Source organism: Bacillota bacterium (genome assembly GCA_013178125.1).
Classification (GTDB): domain Bacteria; phylum Bacillota; class SHA-98; order Ch115; family JABLXJ01; genus JABLXL01.
Window position 1 is genome coordinate 65554 of sequence record JABLXJ010000002.1, and the last position, 17811, is coordinate 83364.

Genomic DNA, 17811 nt, shown 5'->3' on the forward strand with positions numbered 1-17811 from the left:
AGATAAAGATAATGAGGGCGGTAGTTATAATGATAGTGGTTTGTATATTATCCGCGTTGGTCATCATGGTGGCCGTAGTTTCCTCTATTGCTATCGCCTCTGATGAATTCTCCGGAACGTCACTAGATAACTCATGGAAGTGGGTTAATCCCAAGGGTGACGGCAGTTACAGTCTGAACGCAGGACGTTTCAACTTGAACGTGGCACTGGGAGATGATCAGTGGCTTGAGGTGAATGGGGCGCCGCGGATTCTAAAGATGCCCCTGCCCGGGGACTGGGTAATTGATACAAACATCGTGGCCAACACCGCACCAGTCGGCGGGACTAACTTCACAGGTCTGGTGGTATTCAAAGATGCCGCAAACTGGATTCTCTGGGGTCAACTTGGGAACAACAATATGGAGGCTAGTGGATTAATCAACAATGCCTTCACGGGCCTGTTGGTTTCGATAGCCGGCGAGAAATATGATTTTCTGCGTATTCGGAAGCGTTCCACTGATTCCGGCCATACTCGATATTATTTTGACTATAGCGCCGACCGACTTAAGTGGACAAATGCGGGTTGCTTTGAAGACACAGGCGGCAAGCTTACGGGCGCGCACTATGGGATTATAGGTAAGGAATGGGGTTCGTCCCCGTATACGGTATCTTATGACTATTTCGCAGAGTGTGTTCCCGCAGGCAATACGGATAACTTCGACACGAATTCACTGGACCGTGTATGGAACTGGGAGAATCCGAGCTTGAACGCTTCTTATAATCTGAGCAGGGGCAGCTTCAGTTTGAATATTGCCCTCGATGATGACCAGTGGATAGAAATTAATAAAGCCCCTCGTATTCTCCGTTCTGCAATGGTCAGTGACTGGATCATCGACACACTAATCCTTGACAATAATGCCCCGGTTAGTGGACACAACCTTGCCGGCCTTGTGATCTTCAAGGATGCCGCAAACTGGTTTCTCTGGGGACAACTTGGCAACGACAGCATGGAGGCCAGTGGGATCATTGATAATGTCTTTACCGGCGTGGTCGCTTCCCACGCGACCAAATTTAGTTGGCTGCGTATCAAGAAAAATTCTACGGACTTTGCCTGCCCGCGATATTACTTCGAGGGAAGTAATGATGGAGTGAATTGGACCGGCGTTGGCTACTATGATGACAAATCAGGTGCCCTAAATGAAGCGCGTTATGGAGTTATGGGCAAGGAATGGGGCACCGCACCCTACACCGTAAGTTTTAGTCATTTCCGCGAAAGGAGACGCCCAACGGGTACGGCACTCAAGGATGTAAGCGGACTCACCGAGGTGGCCAAGCTTACAGGGCCGGACGGCATTAATGCAACTGACAGGGTAGATGTAATAGGCACCGACCTCGGGAGCATGGTCGAAGTTAATGGGACGACCTATATGATGTTTGGCGACACCTTCAGCTACAACCATTCGAATTGGCGTTCAAATACCATGGCCTATACGACCGACCCAGACCCCGCCGATGGACTAAGCTTCTCTGGGTGGATTACGGACGAAGCTGGCAAGGCTAAGGAGCTCATTCCCTCTATCAAGCAGGATTACAACGAGATGACATGTATTCCAACAAATCTGACTAACTACGACAACCGTCTCTATGCACATTTCATGTCCGTCTATCACTGGGGCGCCCCCGGCCACTGGGATGCCAATTTTGCCGGATGGGCTTATTCCGATGATGGCGGTAAGAAGTGGGCAAAGAGTGCAAATGCGCAGTGGACGGGTGGGAGTAATTTCATCCAGGTGGCCGCCTACAAGGTGGATAGCGTGAATTACCCTGGTACCAAGGATATCCTCCTGTCTGGGATCCCGACTGGCCGTTTTGGCGGCGTGAAGCTCGCCAGGGTAAACGAGCAGTTTGTCCTGGCTGCGGACAAATATGAATACTTCGCAGGGACCGATGGGGCATCGCCCGTCTGGTCCGGCGATCAGAGAGCGGCTGTTGACGTGGTTCCGGCTCCTGTGGGTGAACTCTCGGTCCTTTACAATAACTACCTTGGACGCTGGATCATAACCTACCTGAATGAATATACAGGGGATATTGAAGTTCGCGAGGCCGCGAACCCATGGGGACCCTGGAGCGATCCGGAGATACTGGTGGACCATATTCTTTACGGTGGAATTTACGCACCGTTCATGGTGCCGGCTTACGTCGGTGATGACGGCCGGATTGTATACTTCACTATGTCAATGTGGGGTCCATACAACGTATTCTGGATGAAAGCGACGATGGTAAAGTAGATTTTAACATGTGCCCTTGAGAGTACTTTATGGGGAAATTTCAACTAGGAAAGGCGGAATTCTATGATGATAGGCAGTTCACTAAGGGACTTGGCCAGGCTACGCGATGGAAGGCGCAAGCGAGTTTCTAGTTATGACCGTTCGGGCGGCAATGTAGACAGCATTAAGATCATGCCAGGCGAGACAGCGGTCTTGACAGATATATGTGGCGCCGGATGTATTACGCACATATGGGCCACACTCGCCTGCGATGAGATTCATTTCTTGCGGAAGGTAGTTTTGGAGATGTTTTGGGACGATGAGGATTCGCCGAGTGTTGAGGTGCCGATCGGAGATTTCTTCGGCATGGGCCACGGAATTTGTAGGAATTTCACCTCGCTTCCGTTGACCATGAGCCCCCAGGATGGCCGGGCCTTTAACTGTTACTTCCCGATGCCTTTTGCAAAAAGGGCTTATATTAGAGTCAAAAGCGAGTGCAGCGATTCACCTTTAACGCTTTATTACTACATAGATTACGAGGAATATGGCAAGCCTGGCCTTGCCAGCGACTACGCCCGATTCCATGCCACCTGGAACAGACAGAATCCGTGCGATGGGATCCCCGATGAAGGTATGACCAATGAAGAATATGAATTTGGCGGCGTAAATCTTACTGGTGAGGGCAACTACGTCATCCTGGAGGCCGAGGGCCGCGGGCACTACGTCGGTTGTAACCTGAACATCCATAACCTCCGGGCGACCGATAGGTGGAACTGGTATGGCGAAGGCGACGACATGATATTTATCGACGGCGAGCCTTTCCCGCCGTCCCTGCACGGAACGGGGACAGAAGATTACTTTAACACCGCTTGGTGCCCTAATCAGGAAATTTGCACGCCATACCACGGAATAATCATGGGCGGCGGACCCAACTGGTCGGGCAAGGTCACACTTTACAGATTCCATATTGAGGATCCCATAATGTTCAACAAATCTATAAAAGTTACAATTGAACATGGTCACGCGAATCACAGATCAGATGATTACTCGAGCACGGCATACTGGTATCAAATTGAGCCTCACAAGCGTTATTCTAACATCTTGCCCGTCGAGAAGCGGTTGCCGAGGCCGTGGTGAGGAGGCATTGAGATGCCGGTTACGATAAAGGATGTAGCTAAACACGCGAATGTTTCACAATCCGCAGCAGCCATGGCCATAGGTAACTATGGCCGGATTAGCGAGAAGACGAGGCAGAGAGTGTTGGAGGTTGCGAAGGAACTCGGATACCAACCAAATGCCATCGCTCGGAGCATGATAAAGAAGAGGACAAACGTAATCGGCATTGTCATTCCCGACATATGTAACTCTGTTTTTACGGAAATAGTTCGGGGAGTCGCCGATGTAGCCAAGCAAAGCGGATACGTCACGACGGTATGCAATACTGATGAGGATATAAAAGTCGAAGAATATTACCTGCAAGATATGATAGAGCGACGCGTGGATGGTATAATCCTGGCAAGCTCAGCGTCTACTGCACGCGAGGTGAAATATCGTGACCATACGCCGCCGATAGTGCTCGTGGACAGACACCTGACGGGATTCAAGCATGATGTTGTGGCGGTCGATAATGTGTCAGGGGCTCTCGAGGCGGTGAACTATCTGGTATCTCTTGGTCATAAACGTATAGGAATCGTTATCGCTCCGCTCTCCGTGGTCACCAGCATGGAAAGATTTGAAGGTTACAAGAGGGCGCTGACGAACCACGGGATCGATATCGACAAGGATTTGATATGCGTGAGCGATCTAAAGCAGCGCGGGCAGAATGTTATCGACATGTTCGGCAGACTTGCATCTCCTCCCACTGCATTATTTACCGCGAACAACGTTGTGACGGTGGGGACCTTGCTCGAGCTCAAAGCCCACGGGATACGCGTCCCACAGGACGTCTCTGTTATAGCTTTTGACGATCTTCAGGTGGGGCCTCTTTTGAATCCACCACTCACGGTTGTGAGCCACCCAGCCTATATGGTGGGGAGCACGGCAGCTCAACTGCTATTGCAGCGTATAAATGGAACCAGGAGGAATGGTGTCGATGCTCAAACGATAACCCTAAAACCTCAGCTTATAGTGAGGGAGTCATGCTCTGTGCCTAGTGAAGGAGCTTTGTGGTTGAATCATACTACCTAGCCTCACCTGGGGCGCTAGTAATGGCGGGACCTTGGGATTTCCGAGAGGGTTCTATCATGCGAAAGGAGGGAGCAGCGGATATATATCGTGATAAGACAGCATCAATTGTCGATCGCTAAATCAATGATGATGATTAATGATGAATCAAGAAGGTATTGGCTTAAAATGATAATCAGTAGGTCAAAGGGTCCAAAATAACAAAATCTGGGGGAGATGAACTGTCAATGCTTAAGAAGCAAATGTTCCCTGTTGTTAGCATCTTTCTCTCGGCAGTGGTTCTTGCGTTACTTTTGGTTGGTCAGATTTGTGCGGCGTCTCCTAAATTAACCTTAAAGTTTTGGAAGTTTGCTGCATCCAATGATGATGGCGATCTGGCGAAAATGGTGGATCAGTGGAATAAGGAAAACCCCGATATCAAGGTGGTCTTCGAGACGTTCCCGTGGGATCAGTACGTAAATGAGAAACTCACTGTGGGATTCGCATCGCGTCAGGGTCCGGATGTATTTTGGATAAGCCCGGGGGAGTTTATGAAATATGTTGAAAACGGCATAGCGCTTCCTCTAAATCAATATTTCCCCGAGGATCTTAAACAAGATCTCGTGCCAGCCGCGCTCGATGCCGTAACGGTAAAGGGGAAAATTTATGCTGTGCCGCATGAGATGGAGCCAGTTGCTCTATATTATAACAAGAATCTGTTTAAACAGTCAGGCGTGGAACCGCCAACCACATGGGATGAATTGATTTCAACAGCCAAAAAGTTGAAGACATCCAACAGGTGGGGGGTTATGATTCCAACTGCTGGCGACTACTATCAGAATTTCGTCTTCTATCCTTTCCTGTGGATGGCGGGAGGAGATGTACTTGATAAAGAGTGGACCCAGTGTACGTTTAATAGCCCTGCGACTGCAAAGGCACTGGACTTTTGGGGAGATCTCATTAACAAATACAAGGTGGCTCCACCGACGGGTGGCAATCCTGGCGACGAGTCGCTAGCTAATGGCCTGACCTCCATGTTTGTTGTGGGCTACTGGTACGCAGGTATTCTAAAAAATAATTATCCGAAGTTCGAGTATGGCGTGGTGCCCATACCGAAACCAACCAACGGTAAGTTTGTTACTGTATATGGCGGTTGGACCACTATGGTTAGCTCGCAGTCGAAGCACCCCAAGGAGGCGGCGGAGTTTGCAGTCTGGCTGTTTGGTAAGGATCCGGGCCGTCCGCTCATATGGATCGAGGCTCCAAGGACAAAGCTATCGCCACGCTTGTCCGTCATGGAAAAGGCAAAGGATTACTTTGATAAATTCCCTCACAATGTCTTCAGAGATCAGATATTGAAAATAGCTCGAGCTGAGCCTGCATATCCACCCGAGATTGCGAAGGCCGTAACTGATGCAATCCAGGAAGTCCTGTTCAAAGGCAAGTCTGGAGCTCAGGCCGCTGAGAAAGCCAGCAAGACCATCGAGGCATATCTGAAGCGCATTAAGTAGCCAGCGTCCATTACAGAAGCGTCCAATATGGGCCCGGCCGCGGCTCCGTTCGTCTCGGTTCTATCCATTCCGATAGGGTCAATGCTCAGCCGCGGCCGGCCCCCGTCCGGCGTTCATTCTATTCGCCGGGGACAACTTATTGCAAAATGGGTCAAGTTATTGCGAGGAGAGGGTGTGCGATGAGCTCCATTCTTCAGTGGTATCGCAGGCACGAGAGGGCTGTTGTCGGTTACCTTTTTCTAGCACCTGACGTAATAGGATTATTGATATTCGTCATCGGACCGATGATTTATGCTTTTTATCTCAGCCTTCATGAATGGAGCGGGTTTGGCCCGACAAATTATGTGGGTTGGGGTAATTATAGAGATCTGCTAGTCGATTCACGGTTTTGGGGATCTCTTCGGACTACTTTGTATTATGTTGTACTTTATGTCCCATCGCTTTTTATCTCCTCCTTAGCGCTGGCTGTCTTAGTAAATCGGCGTTTACCCGCACTGGGTTTTTTTAAGACTACATATTTCATTCCAGTAGTAACGTCTATGGTGGTCGTATCCATTGTTTGGGGGTACATGTTTGAATCGTCATACGGCTTTTTGAACTACCTTTTGAGGTGTGCGGGCCTCGAATCGCGGCGATGGATTGGAAGCGCGAAGGAAGCAATGCCTTCGGTGGTTTTAGTAAGCACGTGGAAGGCGATAGGGTATTATATGGTCATTTTCTTGGCGGGGCTCCAGGATATCCCACAGGAGTATTATGACGCGGCAAAGGTAGATGGCGCATCCGCTTGGCAGAGCTTTGCGAATGTCACCTGGCCTCTTCTCAAGCCGACCAGCTTCTTCGTTATTGTTATTATAGTGATATCTTCCTTCCAGGTATTTGACCAGATATATGTCATGACGCGGGGAGGCCCAGCCTACGCTACCTATGTCATTCTAATGTATATTTATGAATCGGGTTTCAGGTTCATGAAGCTCGGATACGCTTCAGCGCTGGCCTTCGTCCTTTTCGGTATAATCTTCGCGTTGACGCTTATACAGGCAAAGTATCTCAGATCGGGGCGTATAGATTGAACTCCGAGAAAGGAACGCTTGGAGGGGTGTTTATGCCACGCAAGCTGTTGCGTGATGTAGCGCTATATTTGGTATATACAATACTTACGTTGGTCATGGTCTTTCCTTTTGTGTGGATGGCATCAAGTGCTATAAAGACCCCTGACTTGATTTTTAGATATCCCCCCATCATAATACCACCTAACCCTACATTCGAAAACATTAGGCAGGTCTTTGTCCTAGCACCCTTTGCAAGGTATATGTTTAACTCGTTTTTCGTGTCGGCGACAGTTACGATCGTCGCTCTGCTATTCCATTCCATGGCAGGCTATTCTTTAGCAAGGCTCTCGTACCCAGGGCGAGAATATATATTTACGGGCATCTTGAGCACCCTTATGATCCCTTTTTATGCAATAATGATTCCTCTATTTATCTTGATAAGAAACCTCGGCTGGTTGGATACCTACTATGCCTTGATTATTCCAGCAATCCCGCACGCTTTTGGAATATTCATGTTGAGACAATTCTTCCTTGGGTTACCCAGAGAGCTCGAGGAGGCTGCAGTAATGGACGGGTGTTCGCTGGTCGGGGTATATGCGAAGGTCGCCGTGCCGCTTGCGAAGCCGGTTATGTCAGCGTTGGCTATTTTTTTCTTCATCGCCAACTGGGACTCGTTTTTATGGCCCTTGATAGTGACCAACTCTCCGCAAATGCGGGTTGTGCAGATAGGTATCGTTCAATTTATCGGCGAGCATGGTCGATCATGGAACCTTGTAATGGCCGCAGCTACGGTCGCTGTGATACCCAGCATAATTCTATTTTTCACCTTGCAAAGGCACCTCGTCCAGGGGATTAAGCTTACAGGGCTAAAATCATAGGTAAGGTAGGTAAGGAGCCTGAGGAAGTAGCCAGGCAGCGAGGCTTGAGCATGCGGGAAGTACGCCAGTTTGAATGGGTAGCCAAACGTTTTGAGGAGTTAGCCCAGACGTTCAGTGGTAAGGTGAACCGCTGGGTGGTTAACATCCGTGCGGGGGTTCGAATCTCACCCTCTCCGCCATTTTGTTTCAAGTTACAATGCTTCTGCGCCAACTTTGCCCGTTCGGATGCGGATCACCTCATCGACCGTTGATACAAAGATTTTACCATCCCCTGGGCGTCCAGAGTTGCTGGCCTGGATGATTGCTTCGATCGCCCTCGGATAGTCTTCATCCTTCACCACGAGTATCACTAAGATTTTGGGCAAAAATTCGATGCGGAATGCGCCCTTGCGGCCCGGAAGGGCAAGCCCCTTTTGGTCGCCCCGTCCTTTGGCCTCGACAACGCTCATGCCAGTAAATCCAGCCTGCTCTAATGCGGACCGCACATTGTCCAATCTTTCCTCACGAATATACGCCTCGATCTTTCTTAATCTCATCGTATAATACCCCCCTGGCTCACATATAAGCTACCTACATATGTGTCGCTTCCCCGTGTTGGGCGATATCCAGCCCCACGTACTCTTCCACTTCGCTCACTGCCAGGCCATGGAAACGGTCGATCACCTTAGCCAGCGCCCAAGTCACCCCAAAGGAGTAGGCCCAAACGACGAGCACAGCCAGAAGTTGCACGCCGGCCAGGGACCAATTCCCATAGAATAGGCCATTGGCACCAGCCCCGTTAATCGCCTTGCTGGCAAACAGGCCAGTGGCAATAGCTCCCCACGTACCAGCCATCCCATGACAGGCCCAGACGTCGAGTGATTCATCTATCCCCAATCGTTGGCGGGGGATGGTCAACGTGTGGGAAATGACTGCCGCTATAGCCCCAATTAGGATCGCCGCGAATGGCGTCACATACCCTGCTGCCGGAGTGATGGCCACTAGGCCGACTATCCCACCAATTGCCGCCCCGAGTACGCTTGGACGGTGTAGGGCCCACCTGATGGTCAACCAGGCCAGGGAAGCAGCAGCGGCGGCGGTATTGGTCACCAGGAAGGCGTGTGCCGCTAATGCATTGGCGCCAAGAGCGCTACCGGCATTGAAGCCAAACCAACCCATCCATAGGAAGACGGCCCCAAGAATCGTTAAAGGGATGTTGCCTGGCTCCATCCTGATCTCACCAAATCCCTGGCGCCTCCGGATGACGAGTGCGACGGCCAGGGCGGAGATACCGGAAGCGATGTGAACGACGGTTCCGCCGGCAAAATCGAGCACGCCAAGGCTATGCAGCCATCCACCCGCGCCCCAGACCCAGTGGGCGATGGGGTCGTAAACGATCGTGGCCCAAAGGATTGTGAAAAGGAGAAATGAGGAAAACTTTATCCGTTCTACAAATGCTCCGGTGATGAGGGCTGGGGTGATGACGGCGAACATCATCTGAAAGATAAGGAAGGCAACATGAGGGATGTTACTGGCATAAATAGGGTTGGGGGTGTCACCAATACCCCTCAATCCCAGCCAACTCAGGTCGCCGATCAGGCCGAAATGATCGGGCCCAAAAGCCAGGCTGTAGCCAAAGAGCACCCATTGTAAGCTGATGACGGCCAAGATCGTTAAGGAAAACATTATAGTGGAAAGGAGGTTTTTGCGGCGCACCATGCCACCGTAGAATAGCCCCACCGCCGGTGTCATCAACATGACCAGTGCCGATGAGATAAGAACCCAAGCAGTATCTCCGGTATTCATGGGTATTCACTCCATCCGCCATTTGACGTGAGTATGCAGCTCTCACCGTCGTTGCTACAATTTCATTGGACTACATCATAACAATGTGTCATGGGTACGTCAAGTATCTTGTCAGGTTTTTGTTAGATATGGCCTGCATATTACCAGCACGGCGGGCGGACGATATGACACGGGCTTGACACGCGTCTTAAACTGGCTTAATCTAAAATTGTGTTGGAATCGCGTCGCGTTTTCGGCACAACTAAGATGGAGATTTGGACTGTTCCAGGTGCGGGAGGTTTGGACAAGCGCATGGTGAGAGAGTATGGAAAGGATGTCCCTGTATATCCAATCGGGTATGTGGAGCGAGCTACGGGGCTCTCAGCTCGCAGGGTTAGGTACTATGAAAACCTTGGCCTCGTGGCCCCCCATCGTACAAAGGGAAATCAGCGTCTTTACTCGAGAGAGCAGATTGAGTTGTTGAAATTGATCAAGTCTCTATTTGGCCGGGGGTTGAATGCGCAAGGCATCAGGGCTGCCCTGGCCAACACGACCAGGGGTGCAGTGGCAGTGCCTGATGGCCAGGACGACACGGATCGTGTTGGAGATATGAATCGCATCATGAGCAAAAAACCATTATCGTCAGTGTATCCAGTAAATGACCAGGCCGGTCTGGAGAGGCTGCTGGTAAGATAATTGCGTCTTCCCGAGCTCGGCTTGAGCGAAGTTGGTGACATTCAACATCTTCCAGCGTGATGCCGGAAAAGAGAGAGGCCCCGGGCGAGTGCCGGGACCTCTTTATGTTTTGCTGTCATTTTGCTGTCAAACTGCTTTTTTGAACTACTCCCGAAACCCTAAACCCCTTGAAAATACTGGTGGGCCTGAGAGGAGTCGAACCTCCGGCACGCGGTTTAGGAAACCGCTGCTCTATCCACTGAGCTACAGGCCCGCACACTAATTGTAACATCAATATCGTCTTTAGCATTATTAAGTATAACAGGGACACCGCGAAAATACAAGATGCATTTTTCGGCATTTTCGGCTTTTCGGCAGGCTAGTCCGGGGCGCATAACTCCTTTATGACCTAATACCAGCCGGATAATTCTAGCCATTGCCACTATCCCCGCCAGATAGTTTAAACCGATAGCACTATCCTAGCTGGAGAGTTTAAACCATTAGCACTATTCCCGCTGAATAGTTTAAACCACCGACACTATCGCACCAAGATAGTGCTAATCATTGACACTGTTCGGGTTGGATAGTTTAAACTACCAACACTATCCCAACCAGACAGTATCAACCAGTGATACTGTCCCTGTCGAATAGTGCTAACGGTGGGCACCTCGGGAGCGGGATAGGAAGACCATATCTCTCCTGCCCCCCAGTTCTTCACTTAAACTTTATGCGCCCCTTCGGTAGCAGTTAGCAATAAGGGGTCAATACCATCCTTCCCTTAAACGGCTCACTTGGCATCAAGGCTCGCGCGCCCGTAAGCTCTGCGGGCAGGTTTACATTGGGGGCATTGGGGATCCAGGTATAGGGCTCGAGACATATAAAGTTAGTATCGGTCGTTCTCCCTGTATATACTACCCAGTGTGGGAATTCCACCCCCGCCTCAAAGATAATGCCGGCACCGGCCATTTCATCCCTGTATTCACATTTCACCATATTGCCATGGAGGTGGGGGCCTGGCTCAGCTTCAACTTCGGTGAATACATCATCCAGGACAAGACCCTCGAGCCCGCGTCCCGCCCGCAGGTCATACTTTCCTTCCACGGGGAGGATCTTCCCTGTCGGGAGGAGGTCCACTAGCTCCCACCTCTTTGACGCCGGCAGTTTTATAAAACAGGAGGCTTTGGAGCTATCATCGGCGAGGGGAACCTTGAAATAGGGGTGAAATCCGAGCCCGAAAGGCATAGGATCAGGTCCCCTGTTAGTGGCTGCGACATCGATAGTGAGTGCGCCATCCTTCAATTGAAAGCTGAGCTCCAATTCAAACGAGTGCGGCAGGGACCGCAGGATCTCCGGATGGTCATCCGAGGATATTCTGGTCTGAACGAACACCCCATCATCGCCAGCGCAGGCCCTGGTGATCCTCCAGGGGCGGTTACATACCAGCCCGTGGATGTGGTTCTTCCCCCCTTCATTTCTTTCGAAGGTATAGCGCCGGCCCATGAATTCGAAAGTCCCGTTTGCAATCCTGCTCGGCGGCATGAGGACTGGAAACCCTGATCCGACCGGCCGCTCGCGGAGTTGAGCCATGGTCCCAGGGCCCTTGATGAAATCAATCCCCTTCCTCGTATTCCTCAGCGAGATGAGGTTGCTCCCAAAACCCGGTATGAGCGTTGCCTCGAGCCCGGCCGCGCCGTCCACGAGTTCATAGGCTTTTTCTGAGCCGAAGAATGTCTCGCGAATGAGATAACGATAACCTTTCATTGGCTTGTCATTCCTCCATAATGTGAGATCAATACGGGATCAATGTGAGATCAATTATGAAGTCGCTGTCAGAGCTTGAGGACCCACCATGTTGTTCGATCGATCATAATGCCCTGGAACCTGCTCTCCACCCCAAGGAATAATCTCTGAGGGTTGCCCAGGAGCCTGAGCGGTATGGCCATTTCGATGGTTTTGTCCCAGCTTGCAGCCTTGATCTCCTCAAACCTGGCGTCCTTATGGGTTGGAGCGACGATGGAAACCGCCCCTCTTTTATCAGGTCTAAAGGTGAAGTCTATATCTCCCTCCGGCCCTTCATGGCCGTAGATGCCCACAGAATGAAGGTGCAGGCGGTACAGGATCTCGCGTGATGCCCGGGTCCTTAGATTCAACGCAAGGTAGAGATTTGTCCCATCTTTTCCCACAAGCATACCTGCGAAATCGCCACCGCCCTCGACCTTTCTAACCATGCTATCCTTGACAGGCTCCTCCATCGGCCTTATATCGGCAGGCCAGTCGTCAAGCCTCCCATCGACAAGGGGGCCCGGCCAGGGGATATTGGGGACAGGAACCACAGTGGCCTCGGCAAATAATTCATTGGCGCGCGCGAAACTCAAGAGGTAACGCGCCATGATGGACACCTGGCTCCTGTACATGCGGATTGCCTCGCCTTTCGATACGACCGCTCTGCTCGAGAGTGGATATAGGAACCAGTTAAACCCGGCGGGATAGAGTCCTTTTGGAGGCAAGAGCCAGGCACCCGGGCGGAACCCTTTGGGATAAGGCCATTCCCCCCTGTGAACCAGGTACCACAGTACCCGCGGCCTCGGAGCCGGCAACAGTCCCTTCTGGTCGAGGTATTCGACCGTGTAAAGGGTGAAATTGTATGTTGCCCAGTGGTCAGGGTGCATATCGACCGGTGACGCAGTCAGGATGATAGTGGGTCGGACCTTTAATATGATGTCTTTAAGGTCCCTGACCACGTCCTCGCCGGAGTAGAAGGTATCGGGCCGGTAACTGTTGAAGTAGGGGCTCTTGAAGGTTCTCGTAAATCTGGATAAATAGGGACTGGATGCCGACCAGTGCTCGTGCCACATGAGCGCAAGGCCCTTATCAGGATAGCCGAGGAAAAAGACATTCTTTTCCGGCACGCCGAGCGTCCTGAGCGCCTCGAGGGATTCCCCCTGCCGCTTGTATCCAAGCTCGATGAATCGCATTGAAGTAGCCCGGAGGGTGTGGAACTCCCTGTCAGCCGCAAGGGGAAACCCATCTCCGTTTGTCATCAGGACCACGTAAGCAGTAGCACCGCATCGCACAGCATCGTAGAGGAACCCGCCGGCGCCCAGGGTCTCGTCGTCGCTGTGAGGTGCGATCACGAGTATCCGGTCTCCGGAGGATGGGGATATGCTCTTAAACCCGTTAAACCCGCTGAATCCATTGAATCCCCCGCTAAATCCATTGGATCCATTGAGCCCGCCAGACCCACCAGACCCGCTGGGCACGCTGGACCTGCCGGGTCCGCTCGGTCCATTGAGTCCGCTGGAACCGCTGGAACCGATTGACCCACTTGACCCCTGGGCAACCGCCTGGGCGCTGGCAGGCTCGGAGATAACCCGGGCATGGCTGACCGGACTTCCGAATATATGCACGTATAGTAACAGGAGAAGCGCCACTCCTACTATAGTAATCCGGATGGCGCGCGGCGCGCCCTTGCTTGGCGGGCCTTTCCTCAGTACGCCTTTGCTTGGTATGCCCCTACCTTGCGCGCTCTCAGCAGACGTCTCACCAGGCGCACTTTCCCTATACATGCGCCTGCTGCCGATGGTGCACTTATACAGCTCAACGGGCTTAGCGGGCTTCCTTGCACGTTGAAAGGATTTCATAGAGGCTGGCTCCAACTCCCCATAGCAATGCCTCATACTCATAACAGTGATAGATGCCCCTAAATCTTATTTAACGTAGATGCCTTCTTCCAAGTTCCATTCCAGGTTCATTTTCTTGCTCGTTCACCTCGTCCACCTGCTCGTCACCCATAGCCGGGTCCTTAGCAATAGCCTCATGCCAGCCTCATGCCAGTATCTTGACCATTCTGTGAAAACCTTCGCAGCCGGTGCACTGGCTCAGCCTCCTCACCCTGACGGTTTTCGCGACTCGATAGCCGAGGCGCTCATAGAGACCGCGAGCCCGGGTATTCCCTATCTCGACATTCAGGGAACACTTATTGAGCCCTCCCGCTCTGGCCATATCCTCTGCATATGACAGTAGGCGTGTGCCGACACCTCGCCCCTGGAACTCGGGCAGGACGGCAACAATATGGATGAAATATTCATCCCTCTTCGCCTCCTCTATACCGGCGAGCGGGAGGGCGTGCTGCAGGAAGCGAAACATCCTTGGCAATCCATATATAGACAGCAGGTGCCCCGCCATGGGGAATGCCAGGCGCATCAGGATTTCCCCTGGATAGGAGAGCAACAGCCCGACCACGTGGCCGCCGGCGACCTGATCGCTTATTTCAGCCACGCAGGCAAACTGGTAGCTGAATCTGTTGTTTTTTCGCATAAAGAGGCCCTCCAGCACCTCCCTGGCCCTTGTTGGCTCCTTTAGATCCAGTCCAAGCAGGAAATCCGCCAACCGCCCCATTGAGATATGCGCAAGGTGTGCCCCGACCCGGGCATCCGCAAAGCCAGCCGGGCGAATATCCACCTCGAGAGTCATCCCGTTCACCTCTCCCGGCCCCCTGGCCGCAGTATCTTGCCGTGTTTGTCTGGCGATGCACATGCATGACTGAGGGTCACGACAACATTATATACTAAATTGTTCTGAATACGAAGTATGAACCATGAACTTATGAAAAAGGGCCCGCAAGGCCTGGCGAGGCTCGGGGGGATGGGGCGGAGGGTGGTGCGCGAAATTTTTATTGTCATGGGCTCCCCTTAAGAAGGAATTACGGAGACCACGACGAATAATAAAATTATAGTTTGTTGTCAATACGAACAAAGTAGCGAGTAGAAACAAAGCGGTTGTCGTAATTCAGGGACTTTCTAAGGAGCCTTCAAAGATATGCCCGGGATAAGAAGGAAAGGAAGCCACGATCTCCTGAAAGAGATCAATACCCGGCTCATTTTCAACTTGATCAAGCAACGTTCCCCGATTTCGCGTATCGAGATAAGCAAGGAAACCGGGCTCAGCAAGTCGACAGTCTCGGAAATCGTTGACTCCCTGATCCAGAAGGACATTGTCAGGGAGGGTGGCAGCGGCGATTCGATTGGCGGGCGGCGTCCTATATTGCTCTACCCCAATTCGAGAGGGCGCCTCAGCATCGGGATCCAGGTTGATGACTATGGCGAGCTGCGTGGGGTTCTGTGTGACCTGGAAAGCAATATTATCGCTGAGAAACGGGATTTCTGCCTCGAGCAGGAGGGACTGGTGGACCGGATCTGCGGGCTGATCGACATCCTCGCGGGCGGGACCGGATCAAACGTCATGGGGGTAGGTCTCGCGGTTCCCGGCGTCATAGACTATGAGGCCGGTTCCATAGTCTCGGCCGTGAACCCCGGTTGGGTGGATGTCCCGCTGGCGGCGCAGCTCAGGACCAGGTACGACATTCCCATATACATTGAAAATGCCACCGGGGCCGCCGCCCTCGGGGAAAACTGGTTCGGGGCGGGCGCTGATTCCGATGACATGGTCTATGTATGGCTGGGGTCCGTTGTCGGCGCTGCCATTATCATCGATGGGGCTTTATACCACGGGAGCAGGGGTAGCGCGGGTGAACTCGGCCATACTGTAATCACTGGCGAGAAGATCAAATGCAGGTGCGGGCGCTATGGATGCGTGGAGAGTCTGATATCCAAGCCCGCAGTATATCGAGGGTTAACCCAGGAAAAGGCACTATCCGGGGCTATATCCCGGGTCAGCCCCTCTGATGTATTCAAGTGGCTGGTGGATTCGGAGAGGAATGGCGATACCGCGGAAAGGGGATTCAGCAAGAATCTTCTCCGCGAGATAGCGACTCACCTGGCGACTGCTGTGGCCAACCTTGTAAACCTCCTGGGCCCTCAGGCCATTGTTATCAGGAGTGATTTAACGGAATCGCATTACTTCATGGCAACCCTGATAGACAGAGTCCAGTCCGAGATTCTCCCCAGGCCCGGGGGGAAGGTGGAGGTCCGGAAATCCATACTTGGCGAGAACGCTGTCATCATCGGCGCAGCGGCGCTTGTGCTTCAATCTGCATTCAGCGTTTCAGAGGCAAATAGCGGGAGATTGTCGGTTCAGAGCATCTAACGCCCAAAAGGGATGGGTAAGAGTAGGTAAAAGGGTGGGAATCCAGGTTATACGGGCTCGGGTTACATATGGCCACGGGTTATATAGGTATAGTCAGTCTTATCTATAACCTCAGATATAGTCTAGTATAGTCTAGATATGGCCAGTATATAGCCAGTCGAGGGGGAATGTTTTGCTAATATGTAAGTTGCGTGCTAGCTTAATTAACCTGTATATTGCGCTTTTATTGACTCCTTACATTACATTTACATTACATTTCAGGGGCTAATATTAGGCCAGGTTTCCTGGACCGTCTCGGGGAAGGTGGAGGAAATATTCCATGGAGAAAATCGGATTTGCATTGATCGGGGCCGGGTTATGGGGGCAGGCACATGCGAATGTCTACGCTACCCATCCTTACGCCAGGCTGGTGGCAGTCTGCGATGTGGTTGAGGAGAAGGCGAAGGGGCTTGCCCAGCAATATGGGGTTCCCTGGTATGTTGACTACAGGGAAATGCTCAAGGATCCTGAGATCAAGGCCGTCGGGATCGCTACACCTGATTTTGCCCATTGTGACCCCCTTGTGGAATGTGTGAAGGCAGGGAAGGCTGTCCTCGTTGAGAAGCCGCTCGCGACGACCAGGGAAGATGTGGACAGGATAATGGAGGCTATAACGAGGTATTCGGGCAGGGTCATGGTCGACTTCCACGCCCGCTGGAGCCCGCCCTTTGCAGTGGCCAAGGACTGTATCGACCGGGGTGAGCTGGGGCAGATAATATCAGCATATTACCGGTTAAATGATACGATCTCAGTCCCAATGAGCATGCTTTCATGGGCGGCGGCCTCATCTATCCTCTGGTTTTTGGGGAGCCACTCAGTAGATACCCTGAGGTTCCTGCTGAATGATGAGGTCAAAAGGGTTTATTCGGTGTCACGGTCGGAGGTTCTCGTGAAGAAGGGCATAGATGCCCCGGACATCTTCCAGACAACGCTTGAATTCAAGAGCGGGGTCATCGCGCAGATAGAGAATAACTGGATCGTCCCCAATACCAATCCCAATGTCAATGATACTAAGCTAAACATCCTGGGGAGCAAGGGCATGATCAATATGGACCTCACGCATAACCAGGCGGTTGAGCGCTACCTCGAGGATAAGTCGGATCATCCGGATATCCTGGTCAAGCCCCTGATACACGGGAAATATATGGGGTTTGCCTACGAATCCATCCGGGATTTTGTGGAGCGCGTTGCAACAGGCCGGGATTTTCTCGTTACGGCTGAAGATGGCGCGAAAGTCACCTCTGTCATTCTCTCGATCATGGAATCGGCCAAAAAGAGAGAACCTGTTGAAGTGGCCTACTAGCGAGGCCAGTTCCAGCTGGTTCGGCGGAGGATGATAGAAGGCGATGGTGAAGGAAGAGCCAGGGGGGGTGGTTGATTACTGTCGACCGCACAACACTCGTGACTTTAGTCGTGGAGAGGTTCGACTCAGTTTACCTGG

Annotated in this window: 14 protein-coding genes and 1 tRNA gene; 9 read left to right on the forward strand and 6 right to left on the reverse strand. The window is 51.9% G+C overall.

The features are described 5' to 3' along the window. Positions 1-11: 11 nt before the first annotated feature. The 6 genes from HPY71_02610 to HPY71_02635 all read left to right on the forward strand — a co-directional run bounded on the left by HPY71_02610 (position 12) and on the right by HPY71_02635 (position 7847). Positions 12-2267: a DUF4185 domain-containing protein gene (locus HPY71_02610; GenBank protein NPV52397.1), complete on the forward strand. Its 2256-nt coding sequence runs from the start codon at positions 12-14 to the stop codon at positions 2265-2267. Between the two features lie 63 nt (positions 2268-2330). Continuing rightward, positions 2331-3383 carry a DUF2961 domain-containing protein gene (locus HPY71_02615; protein ID NPV52398.1) on the forward strand — a complete coding sequence of 351 codons (1053 nt, stop codon included), beginning with the start codon at positions 2331-2333 and terminating at the stop codon, positions 3381-3383. A 12-nt stretch (positions 3384-3395) separates the two neighbouring features. Then, the gene (locus HPY71_02620) at positions 3396-4433 is read left to right on the forward strand and encodes a LacI family DNA-binding transcriptional regulator (protein ID NPV52399.1); all 1038 of its coding nucleotides are present in this window, start codon (positions 3396-3398) and stop codon (positions 4431-4433) included. Positions 4434-4657: 224 nt separating this feature from the next. Continuing rightward, the gene (locus HPY71_02625) at positions 4658-5920 is read left to right on the forward strand and encodes a sugar ABC transporter substrate-binding protein (protein NPV52400.1); all 1263 of its coding nucleotides are present in this window, start codon (positions 4658-4660) and stop codon (positions 5918-5920) included. A gap of 179 nt (positions 5921-6099) precedes the next feature. Then, positions 6100-6990 (forward strand): sugar ABC transporter permease, encoded by an 891-nt coding sequence (locus tag HPY71_02630; protein ID NPV52401.1) that lies wholly within the window; start codon positions 6100-6102, stop codon positions 6988-6990. Between the two features lie 32 nt (positions 6991-7022). Then, a complete protein-coding gene (locus tag HPY71_02635) occupies positions 7023-7847 on the forward strand; it encodes a carbohydrate ABC transporter permease (protein NPV52402.1) in 825 nt (274 codons plus the stop codon). A gap of 191 nt (positions 7848-8038) precedes the next feature. On the opposite strand, the gene HPY71_02640 is transcribed toward HPY71_02635, so the two are convergent. Both HPY71_02640 and HPY71_02645 read right to left on the reverse strand, forming a co-directional pair. Further along, entirely contained in the window at positions 8039-8383 is a 345-nt protein-coding gene (locus HPY71_02640; protein NPV52403.1) for a P-II family nitrogen regulator, read from the reverse strand. Between the two features lie 34 nt (positions 8384-8417). After that, a complete protein-coding gene (locus HPY71_02645) occupies positions 8418-9632 on the reverse strand; it encodes an ammonium transporter (protein NPV52404.1) in 1215 nt (404 codons plus the stop codon). A 294-nt stretch (positions 9633-9926) separates the two neighbouring features. On the opposite strand from HPY71_02645, the gene HPY71_02650 reads away from it, so the two are divergent. Continuing rightward, on the forward strand, positions 9927-10307 hold the full coding sequence (locus tag HPY71_02650; protein NPV52405.1) for a MerR family transcriptional regulator: 381 nt from the start codon (positions 9927-9929) through the stop codon (positions 10305-10307). A gap of 177 nt (positions 10308-10484) precedes the next feature. On the opposite strand, the gene HPY71_02655 is transcribed toward HPY71_02650, so the two are convergent. The 4 genes from HPY71_02655 to HPY71_02670 form a co-directional block, all read right to left on the reverse strand. Next, positions 10485-10560 (reverse strand) — tRNA-Arg (locus HPY71_02655). A 473-nt stretch (positions 10561-11033) separates the two neighbouring features. Next, positions 11034-12047 (reverse strand): aldose 1-epimerase, encoded by a 1014-nt coding sequence (locus HPY71_02660; GenBank protein ID NPV52406.1) that lies wholly within the window; start codon positions 12045-12047, stop codon positions 11034-11036. A 68-nt stretch (positions 12048-12115) separates the two neighbouring features. Continuing rightward, a complete protein-coding gene (locus HPY71_02665; protein NPV52407.1) occupies positions 12116-13927 on the reverse strand; it encodes a PIG-L family deacetylase in 1812 nt (603 codons plus the stop codon). A 184-nt stretch (positions 13928-14111) separates the two neighbouring features. Further along, positions 14112-14768: a GNAT family N-acetyltransferase gene (locus HPY71_02670; GenBank protein NPV52408.1), complete on the reverse strand. Its 657-nt coding sequence runs from the start codon at positions 14766-14768 to the stop codon at positions 14112-14114. Between the two features lie 336 nt (positions 14769-15104). On the opposite strand from HPY71_02670, the gene HPY71_02675 reads away from it, so the two are divergent. Continuing rightward, a complete protein-coding gene (locus tag HPY71_02675; GenBank protein ID NPV52409.1) occupies positions 15105-16331 on the forward strand; it encodes an ROK family transcriptional regulator in 1227 nt (408 codons plus the stop codon). 319 nt (positions 16332-16650) lie between these two features. Continuing rightward, positions 16651-17673 (forward strand): Gfo/Idh/MocA family oxidoreductase, encoded by a 1023-nt coding sequence (locus HPY71_02680; GenBank protein ID NPV52410.1) that lies wholly within the window; start codon positions 16651-16653, stop codon positions 17671-17673. The last annotated feature ends 138 nt before the right edge of the window (positions 17674-17811 follow it).